The 17,339-nt window shown below is 47.4% G+C and carries 16 protein-coding genes and 1 other annotated feature; of the genes, 14 read left to right on the top strand and 2 right to left on the bottom strand.

Translation table 11 applies throughout. From position 1 onward, the window contains the following. Nucleotides 1-281: 281 nt before the first annotated feature. The 13 genes from alaS to BBB58_RS11975 all read left to right on the top strand — a co-directional run bounded on the left by alaS (nucleotide 282) and on the right by BBB58_RS11975 (nucleotide 13,557). Nucleotides 282-2,924 (top strand): alanine--tRNA ligase, encoded by a 2,643-nt coding sequence (alaS, locus tag BBB58_RS12035; protein WP_074037440.1) that lies wholly within the window; start codon nucleotides 282-284, stop codon nucleotides 2,922-2,924. A gap of 37 nt (nucleotides 2,925-2,961) precedes the next feature. Then, nucleotides 2,962-3,228: an IreB family regulatory phosphoprotein gene (locus tag BBB58_RS12030; protein ID WP_015881196.1), complete on the top strand. Its 267-nt coding sequence runs from the start codon at nucleotides 2,962-2,964 to the stop codon at nucleotides 3,226-3,228. A 1-nt stretch (nucleotide 3,229) separates the two neighbouring features. After that, complete coding sequence (gene ruvX / locus BBB58_RS12025) at nucleotides 3,230-3,652, top strand: Holliday junction resolvase RuvX (protein WP_015881197.1); 423 nt, start codon at nucleotides 3,230-3,232, stop codon at nucleotides 3,650-3,652. Between the two features lie 13 nt (nucleotides 3,653-3,665). Further along, a complete protein-coding gene (locus BBB58_RS12020; protein ID WP_015881198.1) occupies nucleotides 3,666-3,962 on the top strand; it encodes a DUF1292 domain-containing protein in 297 nt (98 codons plus the stop codon). Nucleotides 3,963-4,030: 68 nt separating this feature from the next. After that, entirely contained in the window at nucleotides 4,031-5,173 is a 1,143-nt protein-coding gene (gene mltG, locus BBB58_RS12015; RefSeq protein ID WP_084543099.1) for an endolytic transglycosylase MltG, read from the top strand. 62 nt (nucleotides 5,174-5,235) lie between these two features. After that, a complete protein-coding gene (locus BBB58_RS12010; RefSeq protein ID WP_074037439.1) occupies nucleotides 5,236-5,877 on the top strand; it encodes an O-methyltransferase in 642 nt (213 codons plus the stop codon). Nucleotides 5,878-5,893: 16 nt separating this feature from the next. Beyond that, the gene (gene udk / locus BBB58_RS12005) at nucleotides 5,894-6,529 is read left to right on the top strand and encodes a uridine kinase (RefSeq protein ID WP_015881201.1); all 636 of its coding nucleotides are present in this window, start codon (nucleotides 5,894-5,896) and stop codon (nucleotides 6,527-6,529) included. A 67-nt stretch (nucleotides 6,530-6,596) separates the two neighbouring features. Further along, the gene (greA, locus tag BBB58_RS12000; protein ID WP_015881202.1) at nucleotides 6,597-7,070 is read left to right on the top strand and encodes a transcription elongation factor GreA; all 474 of its coding nucleotides are present in this window, start codon (nucleotides 6,597-6,599) and stop codon (nucleotides 7,068-7,070) included. Between the two features lie 54 nt (nucleotides 7,071-7,124). Then, nucleotides 7,125-7,826, top strand: coding sequence for a 5'-methylthioadenosine/S-adenosylhomocysteine nucleosidase (mtnN, locus tag BBB58_RS11995; RefSeq protein WP_074037438.1), 702 nt, complete (start codon nucleotides 7,125-7,127; stop codon nucleotides 7,824-7,826). An 85-nt stretch (nucleotides 7,827-7,911) separates the two neighbouring features. Then, entirely contained in the window at nucleotides 7,912-8,871 is a 960-nt protein-coding gene (locus tag BBB58_RS11990; RefSeq protein WP_074037436.1) for a beta-ketoacyl-ACP synthase III, read from the top strand. Further along, nucleotides 8,868-10,100: a beta-ketoacyl-ACP synthase II gene (fabF, locus tag BBB58_RS11985; protein WP_074037435.1), complete on the top strand. Its 1,233-nt coding sequence runs from the start codon at nucleotides 8,868-8,870 to the stop codon at nucleotides 10,098-10,100. The genes BBB58_RS11990 and fabF overlap by 4 nt, the downstream gene beginning before the upstream one ends. Before the next feature lie 66 nt (nucleotides 10,101-10,166). Further along, complete coding sequence (locus BBB58_RS11980; RefSeq protein WP_074037433.1) at nucleotides 10,167-11,699, top strand: peptide ABC transporter substrate-binding protein; 1,533 nt, start codon at nucleotides 10,167-10,169, stop codon at nucleotides 11,697-11,699. Nucleotides 11,700-11,901: 202 nt separating this feature from the next. Then, nucleotides 11,902-13,557, top strand: a complete 1,656-nt coding sequence (locus BBB58_RS11975) for a peptide ABC transporter substrate-binding protein (RefSeq protein ID WP_074037432.1) — start codon at nucleotides 11,902-11,904, stop codon at nucleotides 13,555-13,557. A gap of 103 nt (nucleotides 13,558-13,660) precedes the next feature. On the opposite strand, the gene trpS is transcribed toward BBB58_RS11975, so the two are convergent. Beyond that, a complete protein-coding gene (gene trpS / locus BBB58_RS11970) occupies nucleotides 13,661-14,662 on the bottom strand; it encodes a tryptophan--tRNA ligase (RefSeq protein ID WP_074037431.1) in 1,002 nt (333 codons plus the stop codon). A gap of 50 nt (nucleotides 14,663-14,712) precedes the next feature. After that, nucleotides 14,713-14,921: a binding site (T-box leader), on the bottom strand. Nucleotides 14,922-14,963: 42 nt separating this feature from the next. After that, nucleotides 14,964-15,332 (bottom strand): DUF3899 domain-containing protein, encoded by a 369-nt coding sequence (locus BBB58_RS11965; RefSeq protein WP_074037429.1) that lies wholly within the window; start codon nucleotides 15,330-15,332, stop codon nucleotides 14,964-14,966. A gap of 269 nt (nucleotides 15,333-15,601) precedes the next feature. Here BBB58_RS11965 and BBB58_RS11960 point away from each other — a divergent pair, with 269 nt between their 5' ends. After that, a complete protein-coding gene (locus BBB58_RS11960) occupies nucleotides 15,602-17,221 on the top strand; it encodes a peptide ABC transporter substrate-binding protein (RefSeq protein ID WP_074037428.1) in 1,620 nt (539 codons plus the stop codon). The last annotated feature ends 118 nt before the right edge of the window (nucleotides 17,222-17,339 follow it).

The raw sequence follows: 17,339 nt of genomic DNA, 5'->3' as shown, positions 1-17,339 counted from the left end.
GAATAGACAACTGAAACGATACAGACGATGAAGGAAATGAGTACGTCGTCACCGCCTCTACAGAGACATCTTCCTAGGCTGCGAGAAGATGGGGGTCGGCCGACCGAAGCTATTCTGGAGTCCCCACTCAACCTGGGCGCCTCATCCACGTTAACGGATGTTCGAGGCACGGTGTATACCGTGCGAACGAGGGTGGTACCACGAAGCGATGCTTTCGTCCCTTTCCACAGGGGCAGGCATCGCTTTTTTTCGTTTCGTTCAGAAATAAGGAGGAATTGTTCATGAAACCGCTCAAATCATTGACTGGCGCACAAATTCGCCAAATGTACTTAGATTTCTTCAAATCAAAAGGGCACAGCGTGGAGCCGAGTGCTTCACTTGTACCGGTTGAAGATCCGACTTTGTTGTGGATCAACTCTGGTGTTGCGACATTGAAGAAATACTTTGATGGACGTGTGATTCCAGCGAACCCACGTATCGTCAACGCTCAAAAATCGATTCGTACGAACGATATCGAGAACGTCGGGAAGACAGCGCGTCACCATACGTTCTTCGAGATGCTCGGGAACTTCTCAGTCGGTGAATACTTCCGTGAAGAAGCGATCACATGGGGTTGGGAACTGTTGACGAGCGACGAATGGTACGGACTCGACCCGGACCGTCTCTCTGTCACGATTCACCCGGACGATGAAGAGTCAAAACAAATTTGGTTGAACCTCGGCATGCCGGCTGATCGCATCATCCCGCTAGAAGATAACTTTTGGGAAATTGGCGAAGGCCCATCTGGTCCAAACACGGAGATTTTCTTTGACCGTGGACCAGCATTCGGGGACGACCCGACAGACCCTGAACTTTATCCAGGTGGAGAGAACGAGCGTTATCTTGAAATTTGGAATATCGTGTTCAGCCAATATAACCATGACGGACACGGAAACTATACAGAGCTTCCGCGCAAAAACATTGATACAGGGATGGGACTCGAGCGGATGGCGAGCGTCCTTCAAGACGTACCGACAAACTTCGATACCGACCTCTTCATGCCGATCATTCGTGAAACTGAAAAAATCAGTGGCGACGTATACCGTCAAGACAGCAGCAAAGACGTTGCGTTCAAAGTCATCGCGGACCATATTCGTACAGTATCGTTCGCAATCGGTGACGGGGCACTTCCATCGAACGAAGGACGTGGCTATGTCCTCCGTCGTCTTCTCCGCCGTGCTGTACGTTATGCGAAGATGCTAGGAATCGAGCGTCCGTTCATGTATGAGCTCGTCGATGTCGTCGGAGACATCATGGTCGACTTCTACCCGCAAGTGAACGAGAAGAAAGACTTCATCAAGAAAGTCATCAAGAACGAGGAAGAGCGTTTCCACGAAACGTTGAATGACGGTCTCGCAATTTTGAACGAAGTTGCGAAAGCACAAAAAGCTGCTGGGTCAAACGTGATCAGCGGTCAAGATGCATTCCGTCTTTATGACACGTATGGCTTCCCGCTCGAATTGACAATCGAATACGCAGAAGACCATCAGATGACGGTCGATGAAGATGGTTTCAAAGAAGCGATGAACGAGCAACGTGAACGTGCACGTCAAGCGCGTGCTGATGTAGAATCGATGCAGATTCAGTCGGGTGTGCTTGCAGACATCACGATGCCGTCGACATTCCTCGGTTATAACAACCTTGAGACGAACGCAAAAATCATCAGCTTGATTCACAACGGCGAACTCGCTGACGTCGTCGCTGCAGGGGAAGAGGCACAAGTCATCCTCGATCAGACACCATTTTACGCTGAGAGTGGCGGTCAAATCGGTGATAAAGGAGAAATCGTCGGAGAAGACTTCCTTCTTCGCGTGAAAGATGTGTCGAAAGCGCCAAACGGACAGAACTTGCATACTGTCACGGTCGAGTCAGGTGTGGCGAAAGCGGAAGTAGCCGTCACAGCCACTGTCGACCAGGCATCGCGTCAAGCCATCGTCAAAAACCATACGGCGACGCACCTTTTGCATCGTGCACTCAAAGATACGCTCGGGGAGCACGTCAACCAGGCGGGTTCACTCGTGACACCAGATCGTCTCCGTTTTGACTTCTCACACTTCGGTCAAGTGACACCTGAAGAGCTTCAATCGATTGAGCGTCAAGTGAACGAGAAAATTTGGGCATCAATCGGTGTCGACATCGAAGAGATGAACATTGCGGATGCGAAAGCAAAAGGTGCGATGGCACTCTTCGGCGAGAAATATGGTGATGTCGTTCGGGTTGTATCAGCAGGGGATTACTCGGTTGAGCTTTGTGGTGGGATTCACGTCTCCAACACGGCTGAAATCGGACTCTTTAAAATCTTGTCTGAATCAGGGATTGGCGCTGGGACGCGTCGAATTGAAGCGGTCACGGGAGCTGGCGCATATGAAGTGATGAACCAGCAAATCGAGACGCTTGAAGCAGCAGCGAAACTGTTGAAGACAAAACCACTTGAAGTTCCTGCACGCGTTCAAGCACTTCAAGCTGAAATCAAAGAAGTCGAGCGTGCTTCAGAATCGCTTAAAGCGAAGCTTGCCAACATCGAGGCATCTTCATTAACGGATGCAATCGAAACGATTGATGGCGTTCAATTGATTGCGAAACGCGTCGATGGACAAGATATGGATGCCCTTCGCAGTATGGTCGACGACTTGAAAGGGAAACTCGGTTCTGCCGTGATTATCCTTGGTTCGGCGAACGGTGAGAAGGTCAACCTCGTCGCAGGTGTGACGAAAGACTTGAACGATCGTGGCTTCCATGCCGGAAAACTGATTAAAGAAGTCGCGACACGCTGCGGTGGTGGCGGTGGCGGTCGTCCAGACATGGCACAAGCAGGTGGCCGTGATGCAACAAAACTGGACGAAGCATTGAAGTTTGCTTCACATTACGTCGAATCACTGGCATAATAGAGTGTGAAGTGCAAACGGAAAGAGGTGGATTCTTGTGAGCCAAATGGATCGCACGATGCAATTCAATTTTCCAGAAGATGATCAACGTGCTAACACACGTGAGACGCTGATTACGGTATATCAAGCACTCGAGGAAAAAGGTTATCAACCGATCAATCAAATCGTGGGATACTTACTGTCAGGTGACCCTGCCTACATTCCACGTCATAATGATGCGCGAAACTTGATTCGTAAAATTGAGCGGGATGAACTTCTCGAAGAGTTGGTCAAATCGTATTTGAACGATCGTAGAGAGGATTAATATGAAGCGAGTCATGGGACTCGATGTCGGATCGAAGACGATTGGTGTCGCGGTGAGTGACCTGATGGGATGGACGGCGCAAGGTGTGGAGACGGTCTACTGGACCGAACCTGACTTTGATGAAGCCGTCCGTCTCCTTCGTCCGTTTATCGAGCAGTACGATGTGAAAGAAGTCGTCGTCGGTCACCCGAAAAACATGAATGGAACAGTCGGTCCGCGCGGTGAAGCGTCCGAGGCATTTGCCGAGGCGTTCACAGAACAGACAGGCTTACCTTGCGTGTTGGTGGATGAACGATTAACGACGATGCAAGCGGAACGGATGCTCATTTCAGCAGATGTCAGCCGCAAAAAGAGAAAAGCGGTCATCGACAAGATGGCGGCCGTGATGATTTTACAAAACTACCTGGATCGTTCCGGGAAATAAGGAGGAATCTCTCATGGCAGAAATCCGTCGTGAAGAAGAAATGTACCGTATTCCAGACGAAAATGGAGACGAACATTTATTTGCAGAAATTTTCCGTATGACGAGCGACCGTTCGAAAAAGACGTTTGTCGTACTCGAACCGGTTGGCGCACCAGAGACAGAAGATGAAGATACGATTGAAGTATACGCATTTGAAATTGAAGAACTTGAAGATGGCGAATTCATCTTGAAGCTCGTCGAAGACGATGAAGACTTCGATGAGGTCATGGAAGCATTCGACATCGTCAATGACGAAGTCGGTCTAGACTAAATAGGGGACGGGCGACTAGGGAACATCCCTCGTCGCCTCTCTTTATAAAAAGAACAGGGGAGAAATGCATGAATCATCCATCTATGTCAGATGAGAAACGTGCCCGCAACCGGATCGTCCGTCGCATCACGGTTGTCATCCTGGCCATCTTCCTTCTCGTCATCGCCACAGGGTCGGCGCTCACATATGTCTTTGTGAAGCGTTCCATCGAACCGATTGACCCAACTTCGACTGAAACGGTCGAGATTGAAGTCCCGCTCGGTGCTGGTTCGGGATACATTGGTGAATTACTAGAAGAGAATGGGCTTGTAAGGAGTAGCACGATTTTCCGTTTCTATACACGCTTTAAGAACGAATCGTCGTTCCAGGCGGGGACGTATACGTTATCTCCGTCACAATCAATCGATGAATTGATTGAAACGTTGCAAACAGGTAAAGTCATTGTGGTCCCTGATATCAAGCTCGTCATTCCAGAAGGATTCACGATTGATCAGGTGATTGCGAGGCTTGCGAAAGTGGCCGAAATCCCGAAAGAAGAGATTTCTGAGCAGTTGAGCGACCGTGAATACATTCAGTCTCTCGTAAACGAGCATGAAATGTTGACGGAAGAAGTATTGCAGGAAGGCATCTATCATCCGCTTGAAGGATACCTGTTCCCAGCCACATATGAATTCAATAAAGGCGTAACGCTCAATGAAATCATCGACGAGATGTTACTACCAACCGAAAGTATGTATCAAGAATACAAAGGTCGTTTAGCCGATTCAGGACGTACGTTCCATGAGACGCTCGCGCTCGCATCCGTTGTCGAGAAAGAGGCGGTGTCAACGGAAGACCGTAAAGAGATTGCTGGCGTGTTCGAGAATCGCTTAAACGACGGAATGAAATTACAATCTGACCCGACCGTCTGGTACGGAACGGGAGAAACATCGATTTTCACTTCATTCGCGGACTTGGAGAACGATTCCTTATATAACACGTATCGTTACGAAGGCATCCCGATTGGACCGATTGCGGCCGTGAGCCGTGACGCATTTGAAGCGGTGCTTAATCCGAACGACACGGAGAACATTTACTTCTACGCACGCCCTCCACGTGAAGGGTTCCCGAACGGGGAAGTCTTGTTCGAAGTCGACTATGAGGATCACCAACAAAACGTCAATAAGTACCGTTCCGAATGGGAAGCGTTTGAAGAAGCAAACAGTAATTGATGGGACGACCGGAAGCGGATGCTTCCGGTCGTTTGAATGAAGAGAGTTAAGAGGTGGAACGAGTGGACCATGCATCCTATGAGGGATATGTAGAAAAACTAATCAATGACCGCTCCCCGCTATTGACGGAGATGGAGGCGTTCGCGCGTGTTCATCACGTCCCAATCATGGATTTGACGGGTTCGGAAGTGCTGCTCTCCTTACTGGCGATGCAACGGCCGACCCGAATCCTCGAAGTGGGTACGGCCATCGGCTATAGTGCCATTCGCATGGCAGAATTGTTACCCGATGCAGAAATCGTCACTATCGAGCGGAATGCTCGCCGTTTCGAAGAGGCGACGGAATTCATCAATCGATCGGACGTGCGCGATCGTATTACGCTCGTTCACGGCGATGCCGTCGAATTGATTGGAACGATTGAAGGTGAATTCGATGCCGTATTTATTGATGCGGCAAAAGGACAATATCAAAAATTTTTTGATGGGTATGGCGCTTTAGTACCAATTGGTGGTACGATTTACAGCGATAATTTGTTTTTACGAGGAGACGTCTTGCTAGAGGATGTATCGGTTTTAGACCGACGCCGACGCCGGCTCGTGCGTCTCGTGAAACAGTTTACTGAGCAATTGATGGCACGGACCGATTATCATACTGCAATTTTGCCCCTTGGTGATGGCCTAGCAATCAGTCGTAAATTACGATGAGGAGGACTTAACTTTGATGCAACATAAACCCGTCATTATTGGCGTGGCCGGGGGTACCGGATCAGGAAAAACGACCGTGGCCCGCGCGCTCGTCGATGCGTTTCAAGGTCAATCGGTCGTCATGATCGAGCAAGACGCGTACTATAAGGATCAATCAGAGATGACCATGGAGGAGCGGTACAAGACGAACTACGACCACCCCTTCGCCTTTGATAACGATTTGTTGATCGAACATATCCAACAGTTACAACAACATCAGGCGATTGAAAAGCCGGTCTATGACTATGCGGCCCACACGCGTTCAAGTGAAACCATCTTAATCGAACCCGTCGATGTCGTCATCGTCGAAGGGATCTTGGCACTCGAGGATGCGCGTTTACGAGATTTGATGGATATCAAAGTTTTCGTGGATACAGATGCGGACGTTCGAATCTTGCGTCGTATGCAGCGTGATTTGAATGAACGTGGACGTTCAATCGATTCGGTCGTTGCCCAATATACAAATGTGGTGCGTCCGATGCACCTACAATTCTGTGAACCTACAAAACGGTATGCAGATATCATCGTTCCTGAAGGCGGAGAAAACTTTGTCGCGATCGATTTACTCGTGACCAAAATCCGTTGGGTGCTCACTGAGCGCAATCGCGCGTGAGGAAATAAATCGTTTTCAATTCAACCCTAGCTGTAATATACTAGGAGACAATGAAGGAGTGACAGAAATGGCTGAAAAACAACACTATATGACGTTAGACGGAAAAGCGAAGATCGAACATGAATTAAACGAACTGAAGACGGTCCGCCGTAAAGAAGTCGTTGAAAATATTAAGATTGCTCGTGATTTCGGTGACTTGTCAGAGAACGCGGAATATGACGCGGCGAAAGAAGAACAAGCGATGGTCGAAGGACGCATCGCACAATTAGAAGAAATGCTCCGTAACGCGGTCATCATTCAAGATGATGCAGGCGATAACTCGGTTGTCTCAATCGGGAAGACGGTAACGTTCTTCATTCAAGAAGATAATGAAGACGAAACGTATACAATCGTTGGTGGAGCTGAGGCAGACCCGTTCACAGGGAAAATCTCGAACGAATCACCGATCGCCAAGGCACTTCTTGGACGTACGATTGGTGATGTGGTCACGGTGCAAACACCAGGTGGCGACATGGTCGTCGAAATTAAAGAAATCAAATAAATTGTTGAGCGACCTCCTATTCGGAAGTCGCTCTCTTTCTGAGGAGGAGACGGAATGAAAGTAGGCATCATCGGCGCGATGGAAGAAGAAGTGAATCTACTTCGGAACGAGTTGACAGAACGAGTAGATACTGAAATCGCGAACTATCATTTTTATGAGGGCTATCTTGGTAACATGCAAGTCGTCATCTTGAAGTCAGGCATCGGGAAAGTCAATGCTGCCATCGGCACGACACTTTTGATTGATAAGTTCAAACCGGACGTCGTCATCAACACAGGGTCTGCCGGTGGTTTTAAAAAAGGGATGAAAGTCGGAGACGTCGTCGTCTCGACGGAAGTTCGTCATCACGATGTCGACGTGACGGCATTCGGGTATGAGTACGGACAAGTACCAGGTATGCCGCCTGCGTATGAGGCGGATGCCAAGCTCGTCAGCGTCTGTAAAGATGTCATTGAAAACTTGCCGGACGTGAATGTACATCAGGGATTGATTGTGACGGGAGATTCGTTCATCAACGATTCGAAACGCGTGGCGGACATCCTCGGTCATTTCGACGGCGTCGCAGCGGTCGAAATGGAGGCTGCCCCGATCGCTCAAACGTGCTATCAGTTTGGTATTCCTTTTGTCGTCACACGCTCGATTTCAGACAGTGCAGACGAAGAAGCGAACTTGTCATTCGACGAGTTTTTGGAGACGGCATCGATCAACTCTGCGAAGATGGTCATGGCTGTCACAAAGCGTTTAGAACAAGCTTAATCCAGTCAACACGAGGAGGATGCATTGACATCCTCTTTTTATTCCCTTATATTAGTACCAGATACTAAGAATAGGGGTCGACGATATGAATATTGGAATCATCGGCATCGGATCGTTCTTACCGGACAATCGGGTGACAAATATCGATTTAGAAAAACGAATGGATACGAGCGATGAGTGGATTCGTACTCGTACAGGCATCGAGGCACGTCATTTGGCTGAAGGAGATGTGACAGTCGCAGATATGGCGACACGCGCTGCTGAACGGGCGTTACAGAGTGCGGGCGTCACGATCGACGACATTGAAGCCATCGTTTGTGCGACAGCAACGGCGCCAGCCTTCCCGGCAACTGCATGTGTGGTTCAGGCGAATCTTGGCGCGAAAGCCGCCGTGGCGTTCGACGTGAGCGCGGCATGTAGCGGTTTCATCTTTGCAATGGACACGGCGAAGAGTCTCATGGATTCAAAAGGATTTAAAAAGACGCTCGTCATCGGCGCAGAGAAGATGGGAAGTCTGATTGATTGGGATGATCGATCGACGGCTGTCCTTTTCGGAGATGGGGCAGGGGCTGTCGTGCTCGGGGAAGACGATATCGCTTCAATTGACTCACTTGTGCTCGGAAGTGACGGGACAGGTGGCAAACATCTGTATGAAAATGAAGAAGGTAAAATCGTCATGAACGGTCGTGAAGTCTTCAAATTTGCCGTTCGGAAGATGCCCGAAATCGTTCTTGAGGCACTGGACAAAGCCGATAAGACGTTGGAGGACCTTGACGTCCTCGTTCCACACCAGGCGAACCGTCGAATCATCGACGCTGCGATGGAGCGTTTACACTTAGAAGAAGAGAAAGTTGTCATGACCATTCAAGACCATGCGAATACATCAGCAGCTTCCATTCCACTCGCATTGGCCGAGGCGGTCAAGTCTGGCAAAATCCAAGATGGACAAACGGTCGTCATCGCAGGATTTGGTGCTGGGCTCACGTGGGGGGCTAGCTGCCTGACATGGAATCACGCAACCATTACGGAGGGGAATCATTTATGAAACGAGTAGTAGTGACAGGATTAGGAGTCGTATCACCATTAGGAAACGATGTCTCAACAATGTGGGATCGCCTGTTAAAAGGGGATAACGCGATTGATACGTTGACGAAGATTGACATCAGTCAATACCCGGCCAAGGTCGGGGCGGAAGTGAAGGAATGGAACATCGATCATTTAGTCGAACCGAAGGAAGCGCGTAAGATGGATTCCTTCATCCAATATTCTTTACTTGCGGCAGACGCTGCCCATAAAGACAGCGGACTCGATGTGAAAGCGATCGCGGACGATGTCGGGATTTGGATCGGGAGCGGAATTGGTGGCGTCGAGACGATTGACAAACAGTCGGCCATCTTGCATGACCGTGGACCACGTCGCGTCAGCCCGTTCTTCATTCCGATGATGATTCCGAACATGGCGAGCGGACAAGTATCTATCTATCTTGGAGCAAAAGGACCGAGCAACTGTTCCGTGACGGCTTGTGCGTCAGGGACGAACTCAATCGGCGAAGCGTTCCGTGTCATTCAACGTGGAGATGCCATCGCTATGTTCGCAGGTGGAGCGGAAGCGCCAATCACACCACTCTCGTTCGCAGGATTTTGTTCGAACAAAGCTCTATCTACGAATCCAGACCCGAACACGGCCTGCCGTCCGTTCGATGAGAATCGCGACGGGTTCGTCATGGGTGAAGGAGCTGGGGTGCTCGTGTTAGAAGAATATGAGCACGCATTGGCACGTGGGGCAAAAATGTACGCTGAAGTTGTCGGATATGGAATGAGTTCGGATGCATACCATATCACAGCACCGTCACCAGAAGCTGAGGGCGGATCAAAAGCGATGAGTGAGGCGATTCGTGACGCTGGAATCACGCCAGAAGATGTTCAATACATCAACGCGCATGGAACGAGTACACCGCTCAACGATATGCTCGAGACGAAAGCGATTCGTCGAGTGTTCGGGGAACACGCTGACAAGCTCGCCGTCAACTCATCAAAATCGATGATTGGTCACCTTCTTGGTGGTGCAGGTGGCGTCGAGGCCGTCATCACAGCATTATCGATTCACGAAGGCAAGATTCATCCAACGATTAACTGCGAATCACCAGCAGCAGATTGTGATTTGGATTATGTACGTGAAGGAAATCGGGAACTTGACATTCGTTATGCACTCAGTAACTCACTCGGCTTCGGGGGCCACAATGCGACACTCGCATTTGCAAAAGTGATGAACTGACGGTAGAAAAAACACACAAAAAAGGTTAGGGTATAAGGGTTGGTCTAACAGAAAGGAGTGCAACGAATGAAAAAGAAATCATTCATCGTGGCCGCCTTGTTAGGTTCAGTCCTTATCCTTTTTTTATTTATTTGGAACGAACAACGAGAGCAGTCACGCAAACCAGTACCAGTAGAAGAACAACAATTGACGATTTACGGGGAGTCACTTCCGACTCAGCCGGATGTCATGCTAGCAATCGATCCGTCATCTCAAACAATCCTGTCCCATCTCTATGAAGGCCTGTATCGATTCGGAGCAGACGGGTCCATCGAACCAGCGCTCGTTGAGAAGTTAGAGCGATCCGAAGACGGAACGGTCTATACATTCACATTAAAAGAGAGTGTGACGACAGAAGGGAATGCGATTGACGCGCAAACATTCGTCGATCACTTCCAAAAACTCGTGGACGTTGATACGAATTCACCGTTCAGCTTCTTACTAGCAGATGTTCAATCCGCAAAAGAAATCGGACTTGGCCAACAAGAACCGGATACGCTAGGGGTCAAGGCAATCGATGACCGGACGCTCGAGTTGACTCTTGTCCGTCCGATGGAAGGGTTCGAACAGATTTTGGCGATGCCCGCATTTTTACCTCAACCAAATGTGGAAGCATGGGAAGAGCTAGAGACGAACGGTCCATTTAAAATCAAGGCAATCGGAGATACGACCATCTCGTTACATAAAAATGAAACGTACCGAGAAGCTGAACAGGTCACGCTTGAAACGATTACCATTAATAGTGAAGCGAACTTGACGGAAGCGACAGGGATGCAACCCGTCCCATACGATTTTGACGTTTCCACGATTGATGAGGAAATTTTGAACGTACAGGACGTTCCACGAAGTGGAGTCTTTTATTTAAAGCCGAATGTTAAAAAAGCCCCGTTTAATGATGTAGCGTTCCGACAAGCCATCGCATTGACGCTTGAGCGGTCGGAAATCGAGGATTCACTCGCGCGAGCGGAACAGACGACAGAACGATTACTCGTCATCGACCAAGAGGATGCGATCGCACAATTAGAAGGAAACGCCGACCAATTGTTTGACACCGTGAAGAAACGGCTGAAGAAAGATGAACTCGAAATCGAGCTGCTCAGCTTTGTCGATGACGAAGCGCGTCAAATCTCCGCAAAATTAAAGAAGAATTTGGAACAGTTGGATGGTTTGACCGTTAACATTATCGAGCTCCCCTTAGGAGAAAAAGTTAGGAAAGAAGTCTCAGGGGATTATGCGTTTTCTCTATCAGGCTGGCAACCGGACTATCCGATGTTATCCGCCTATTTGACTCAATTTGAAACAAACGATGTCCTCAATTCGAGTCGATATGCTAGCGAATCGTATGATCAATTGATGGATCAGGCTCGCTCAACGGATCGGTTGGAAGAACGAAATGAAATCTTCCGAGAAGCGGAGGCACAGCTGTTAGAAGAGGCTGTTGTTATGCCAATCTATCAAGCTGGACGCTCTTATGTGATCGAAAAAGGTTACGACCATATCGGATATCCGGTCACCGGTCCTTCATATGTCCTAACCTTTGCAAAAAAATACGAAAATTGAGCTAAAAGCCCGCCACTGTAGGCGGGCTTTTAGACTATAGATAAAATTTTTTAGAAAAATCAAAATAAACACTTTGCAAAATTATCAGAATATTGTATTATTGCATCAACGGGATTTTGGTAACAAATACTGTCAGAAGAAATGACTGAATTTTCTACCATCATTCACTTCGTTAAAACGAAAAAATCAGGGGGTCATCGCAATGAATAAGAAAAAAGGTTTTGCTTTAGCATCATCGGTTACACTTCTATCAAGTGCATTCCTAGCTGCATGTTCGACAGGGGAAGAAACGGATTCTTCACAAGGATCAACAGGCGAAGGTTCAGCAGATGAAGCGCAAGTCCTCAACTTGCTCGATTCTTCAGATATTCCTTCACTTAACCCGACACTCGCAACAGATGCTGTATCGTTCAACGTATTGAACAACGTTAACGAAGGTCTCTACCGCATGGACGAAGAAGACAACCCGACTGAGGGGATGGCTGAATCTCACGACGTTTCAGAAGACGGGAAAACGTACACGTTCAAAATCCGTGAAGGCGCGACTTGGTCAAACGGGGAGCCTGTCACAGCGAATGACTTCGAATACGCTTGGAAAGAAGTACTCAACCCAGATAACGCATCACAATATGCATACGTTATGTCAATCATCGAAGGCGCAGAAGCGTACAACACAGGTGAAGGCGAGCGCGATGCTGTAGGCGTTAAAGCAATCGACGATCAAACACTTGAAGTTAAATTGACAGCACCAGCTGACTACTTCCTCGGATTGACTAGCTTCGGCGTATTCATGCCAAAACTCGAGTCATTCGATAAAGAGCAAGGCGAGAACTTCGGTACATCTGCAGAGACGACTCTCTACAACGGACCGTTCAAACTCGACAGCTGGGAGCGCGAGCAAGGCTGGAAGATGGTCAAGAACGAAGACTATTGGGATGCTGACACAGTTAAACTTGAAGAAATCAACGTTAAAGTCGTTAAAGAAGTTTCAACGGGTGTTAACTTGTATGAAAACGGTGACGTTGACCGCACAGGCTTGACTTCTGAGCTCGTAGCCCAGTATCAAGACAGCGAAGAGTTCTCAACTGTCGTTGAACCAACACTCTTCTACCTCCAGTTCAACACAGCTGTGGAAGAACTTAACAACCAAAAAATCCGTAACGCGATTGACAAAGCGTATGATAAAACAGCAATCTCAGAGACGCTTCTTGCGAACGGTTCGATTCCTGCGAACTACCTCGTACCAAAAGATTTCGTAACAGGTCCTGACGGCAAAGATTTCCGTGAAGCGAACGGCGATATCGGTGGATACAATGTGGAAGAAGCTCAAAAACTTTGGGAAGAAGGGCTTAAAGAGCTCGGAACAGACAAAGTTGAGCTTGAGCTCCTCAACTATGACTCAGAGTCTGCGAAGCAAATCGGTGAGTTCATCAAAGGTGAACTTGAGAAGAACCTTCCAGGCATTTCGGTATCAATCAAGCAACAACCGTTCAACAACAAACTTGACCTTGAGAACAAAGGTGAGTTCGAGTTCACATTCGCTGGATGGGGACCTGACTACCAAGATCCAATGACATTCGTTGACCTCTTCGTCACTGACGGACCATACAACCGTGGTAAGTGGTCGAATGAAGAATTCGATAAGTTGATCGAATCTGCGAAATCAAGCACAGATGCTGAACAGCGTTGGGCTGACCTTCAAGCTGCAGAGAAAATCGTTCTTGAAGAGAACGCAATCTCGCCAGTTTACCAACGTGGATCGGCTCGCCTCACGAAGCCATATGTTAAGGATATCGTTGAGCACGCATTTGGTGCGGACTACTCTTACAAGTGGGCTTCAATCGAAGGAAAAGAATAATCAAATCATCTTTACGAAGAGAGACAGGGACGCCTGTCTCTCTTTTTATGTAGATATTTGATACAAAAAAGAACGCTCAGCTGAGCGTTCTTTTTAACATCATTTATTTTTTCACTTTGGCACGCTTGCGACTGAGACCCATCGCTTTCTCGATTTTTGCGAGATTCTTGTTCGCGACGGCTTCAGCCTTCACGCGACCGGCATCAAGGATTTCATCGAGTTCTGGTGAATCAATCAACTCGTGATAACGCGTTTGAATTGGTTCAAGCAGGGCAACGACCGCTTCTGCCACATCCTGTTTAAATGTTCCGTAGTTCGAATTCTCATATTGCTTGACGAGGTCATCAATTGAAGTGCCGGTAGAGAGTGAATAAATTTCTAACAAGTTTGAAATCCCTGGTTTGTTCTCCCGATCGAATGAGATGACACCACTCGAGTCTGTGACGGCACTCTTAATCTTCTTACGGATGACATTCGGCTCGTCGAGCATCGAGATATATCCTTTGGCATTCGTATCCGATTTAGACATCTTCTTCACGGGATTCGTGAGAGACATGATCCGAGCGCCTTCTTTTTGAATGAGTGGTTCCGGCATAGTGAATGTCTCGTAATAACGTTTGTTAAAGCGTTCCGCCAAGTCACGAGTAAGTTCGATGTGTTGCTTTTGGTCGTCTCCGACTGGAACGAGTTCCGTATTGTATAACAAAATATCAGAAGCCATGAGCGTCGGGTAGACGAACAACCCTGCGCCTACATTCTCGCTGCCTTGCGACTTGTCTTTATACTGCGTCATACGACCGAGCTCACCCATGCCGGCGATACAAGTTAGCATCCAACCGAGTTGAGCGTGTGCTTTTACTTCAGACTGTACGAAAATCGTCGCTTTTTCCGGGTCGAGACCGGACGCGAGATAAAGTGCTGCTAATTTTCGCGTGTTGTTCATGAGCTCGACACGGTCGAGTTGAACAGTAATTGAATGTAAATCGACGATACAATAATAGGCATTGTTGTCGTCTTGTAGGTCGACGAATTGTTTCATCGCGCCAAGGTAGTTCCCGAGCGTCACGACGCCGGTCGGTTTGATTCCTGAAAAAATCGTTGCCATGTGAATACACCTCCGAAAAATATAAAAAACCGCAGTCGTCCTCCCGAATAAATCGGGACGAATAACCGCGGTGCCACCCAAATTTGCATATACTATGCCACTTGAACGCGTTAACGGGCGTGAACCGTCTCCCCATACTTTTTGTTCAGGCGAGCCACTCCGAAGTCCATTCATTCAATAACTTTTCATCTACTCACAGCACCGTAGACTCTCTGAGGAAAAGGGGAATTGAATTACTTGTCTTCATCCAAGTGTTCTTATTCTGCATTTAGTTTAGCACAGGATTCAAGTGACGAAAAGATTAAATCAAAGCGACGAGAAATGAGAGAGCGATACTTCCAACTCCGATATACACCCAGTTCCAAGCCGATTGTTTACGGAGTTGTCGATCTTCCGGTTCTTCTTCCTCATCTTCTTCATAGTCCGCGTCAATTTCTTTCAACTTTGCACGTCGATTACGCTTAAATCCGTACATGATTCCGTCAAATAGACCTGTTGCACTCATATGGGAGAACATCCCGATGGCAAATATCAGAATACCTGAAACGAACAAGCCGCCACTCAAATGAAACGTGAAGGACTCAGTTCGGAAATAGGAAAAAATTGACCACACCGTATAGAAAAGTGTGACAATCCCCCAAACAATCAATATATTTCGAAACTTTTTCAACGATGTAATCTCCTTTCGAGCGTTAGAGGGAATGCATCAACATTCCGTGTTTCTTCTATGATACTAGGAAGGTGGGGCAGAAAGCGAGTAAGAATGTTAAATCAAATGAGAGCGTTTTATTCAATAGTTGACAGTTATATTAAAAATTTCTTACAATAGCCCTAACGTTCTTTCGTCGAATACTTTATGAAATATTCAGAAAATTAAAGAAAAAGTAAGATGTTTATTCGACGATCGGCTAGTTTTTTAAAACGAAAGGGGAAATCGCAATGAAGAAAAAATCGATTTTGCTCATGATGACAATCATCTTGGCACTCGGTTCAGTTCTCGCAGCTTGTTCGACAGGCGGAGACTCTGATGGCGGCGGTTCTTCTTCAAACGGAGAGAAAGTTCTTCGTTTGACGGATACGTCAGATATCACAACAGCCGATCCGGCTCTTGCTACAGACGCGGTCGCATTCAACTTGATCGCCAACACAATGGAAGGTCTTTACCGTCTTGATAAAGATGGAAATGCCGTCCCGGCACTTGCTGAAGGCGAACCAGAAGTAAACGAAGACGAAACGGTTTACACGTTCAAACTTCGTGATGCTGAATGGTCAAACGGGGAACCGGTCACAGCAAACGACTTTGTTTACGCTTGGCAACGAGCTGTTGATCCTGCAACAGGCTCACAGTACGCATACATCATGAACACAGTTAAAAACGCTGAAGCAATCAACACTGGTGACACACCAAAAGAAGAGCTTGGCGTAAAAGCAATCGATGAGAAGACACTCGAAGTTACACTCGAGCGTCCAGACCCATCATTCCTTTCACTTACTTCGTTCGGTACATTCACTCCGATCAACGAAGCATTCGCTACAGAAAAAGGTGAAGACTTCACGACTGGTCCTGAAAACCTTCTTTATAACGGACCGTTCACATGGACTAAATGGGATCGTGAACAAGGCTATGTCTTAACGAAAAACGAATCATATTGGGATGCAGAAAATGTTGCTCTCGACTCTGTTGATGTGAAAGTTGTTAAAGAAACATCTACAGTCGTCAACTTGTATGAAGCGGGCGATGTCGACTATGCTGGTCTCGCATCAGAGCAAGTCGCAGCATTCCAAGAGGATGAAGATTACAACACAGGTCTTCGTTCTGCAGTTGGTTACTTCAAGTTTAACCATGAAGATGAACTTTTCTCTGATGTAAATGCACGTAAAGCAATCGCACGTGCAGTCGACCCATCAGGAATTATCGATCAGCTCTTGAACAACGGTTCAGTAGCAACGACGTCATTCATCCCGAAAGACTTCATCAAGTATGAAGACGGAACGGATTATACAGAAGGCGTGGAATACTTCAAAACAAACACTGAAGAAGCTGCTTCACTTTGGGAAGAAGTAACCGGTGGAGAAGCAACAACAATCGAACTCCTCTCGTTCGACAGTGAAGTATCGAAACAAATCTCTGAGTACATGAAAGGTCAAATCGAGTCGAACTTGCCGAACGTAACGGTTGAGATCGCACAACAACCTTTCAACAACAAACTTGAGCGTGAAGCAAAAGGGGACTACCAAATGTCATTCGCACTTTGGGGACCTGACTACCAAGATCCGCTTACGAACCTTGGTATCTTCACTTCAGACAATGGACAAAACGACATCAACTACTCGTCATCTGAGTATGACAAGTTGATTGATGAAGCATCTGCTGAAACAAGCATCGATGCACGTTACGACTTGTTCAAAGAAGCTGAAGCCCTCTTGATTGAACAAGATCAAGCAATCATGCCTATCTACCAAGCTGGTGTGGCATACTTGATCCGTCCAAACGTCGAGAACTTCAACCGTCAATTATTTGGTGCTGATTACCAGTACAAATACGTTGATATTAAGTAATGGAAGGAGGGGGCATGCTAACCGCATGTCCCCAATTTTCTAAAAAATTCTAGCGAAGTATGAGAAAATACTGTTCAAATGTTTTGTTGGTAAAGTATAATGTAGTAACAGTGAAAAT

It is taken from the genome of Exiguobacterium profundum (assembly GCF_001909285.1).
GTDB classification, from domain to species: domain Bacteria; phylum Bacillota; class Bacilli; order Exiguobacteriales; family Exiguobacteriaceae; genus Exiguobacterium; species Exiguobacterium profundum.
This window is presented reverse-complemented; position numbering and strand designations above follow the sequence as displayed.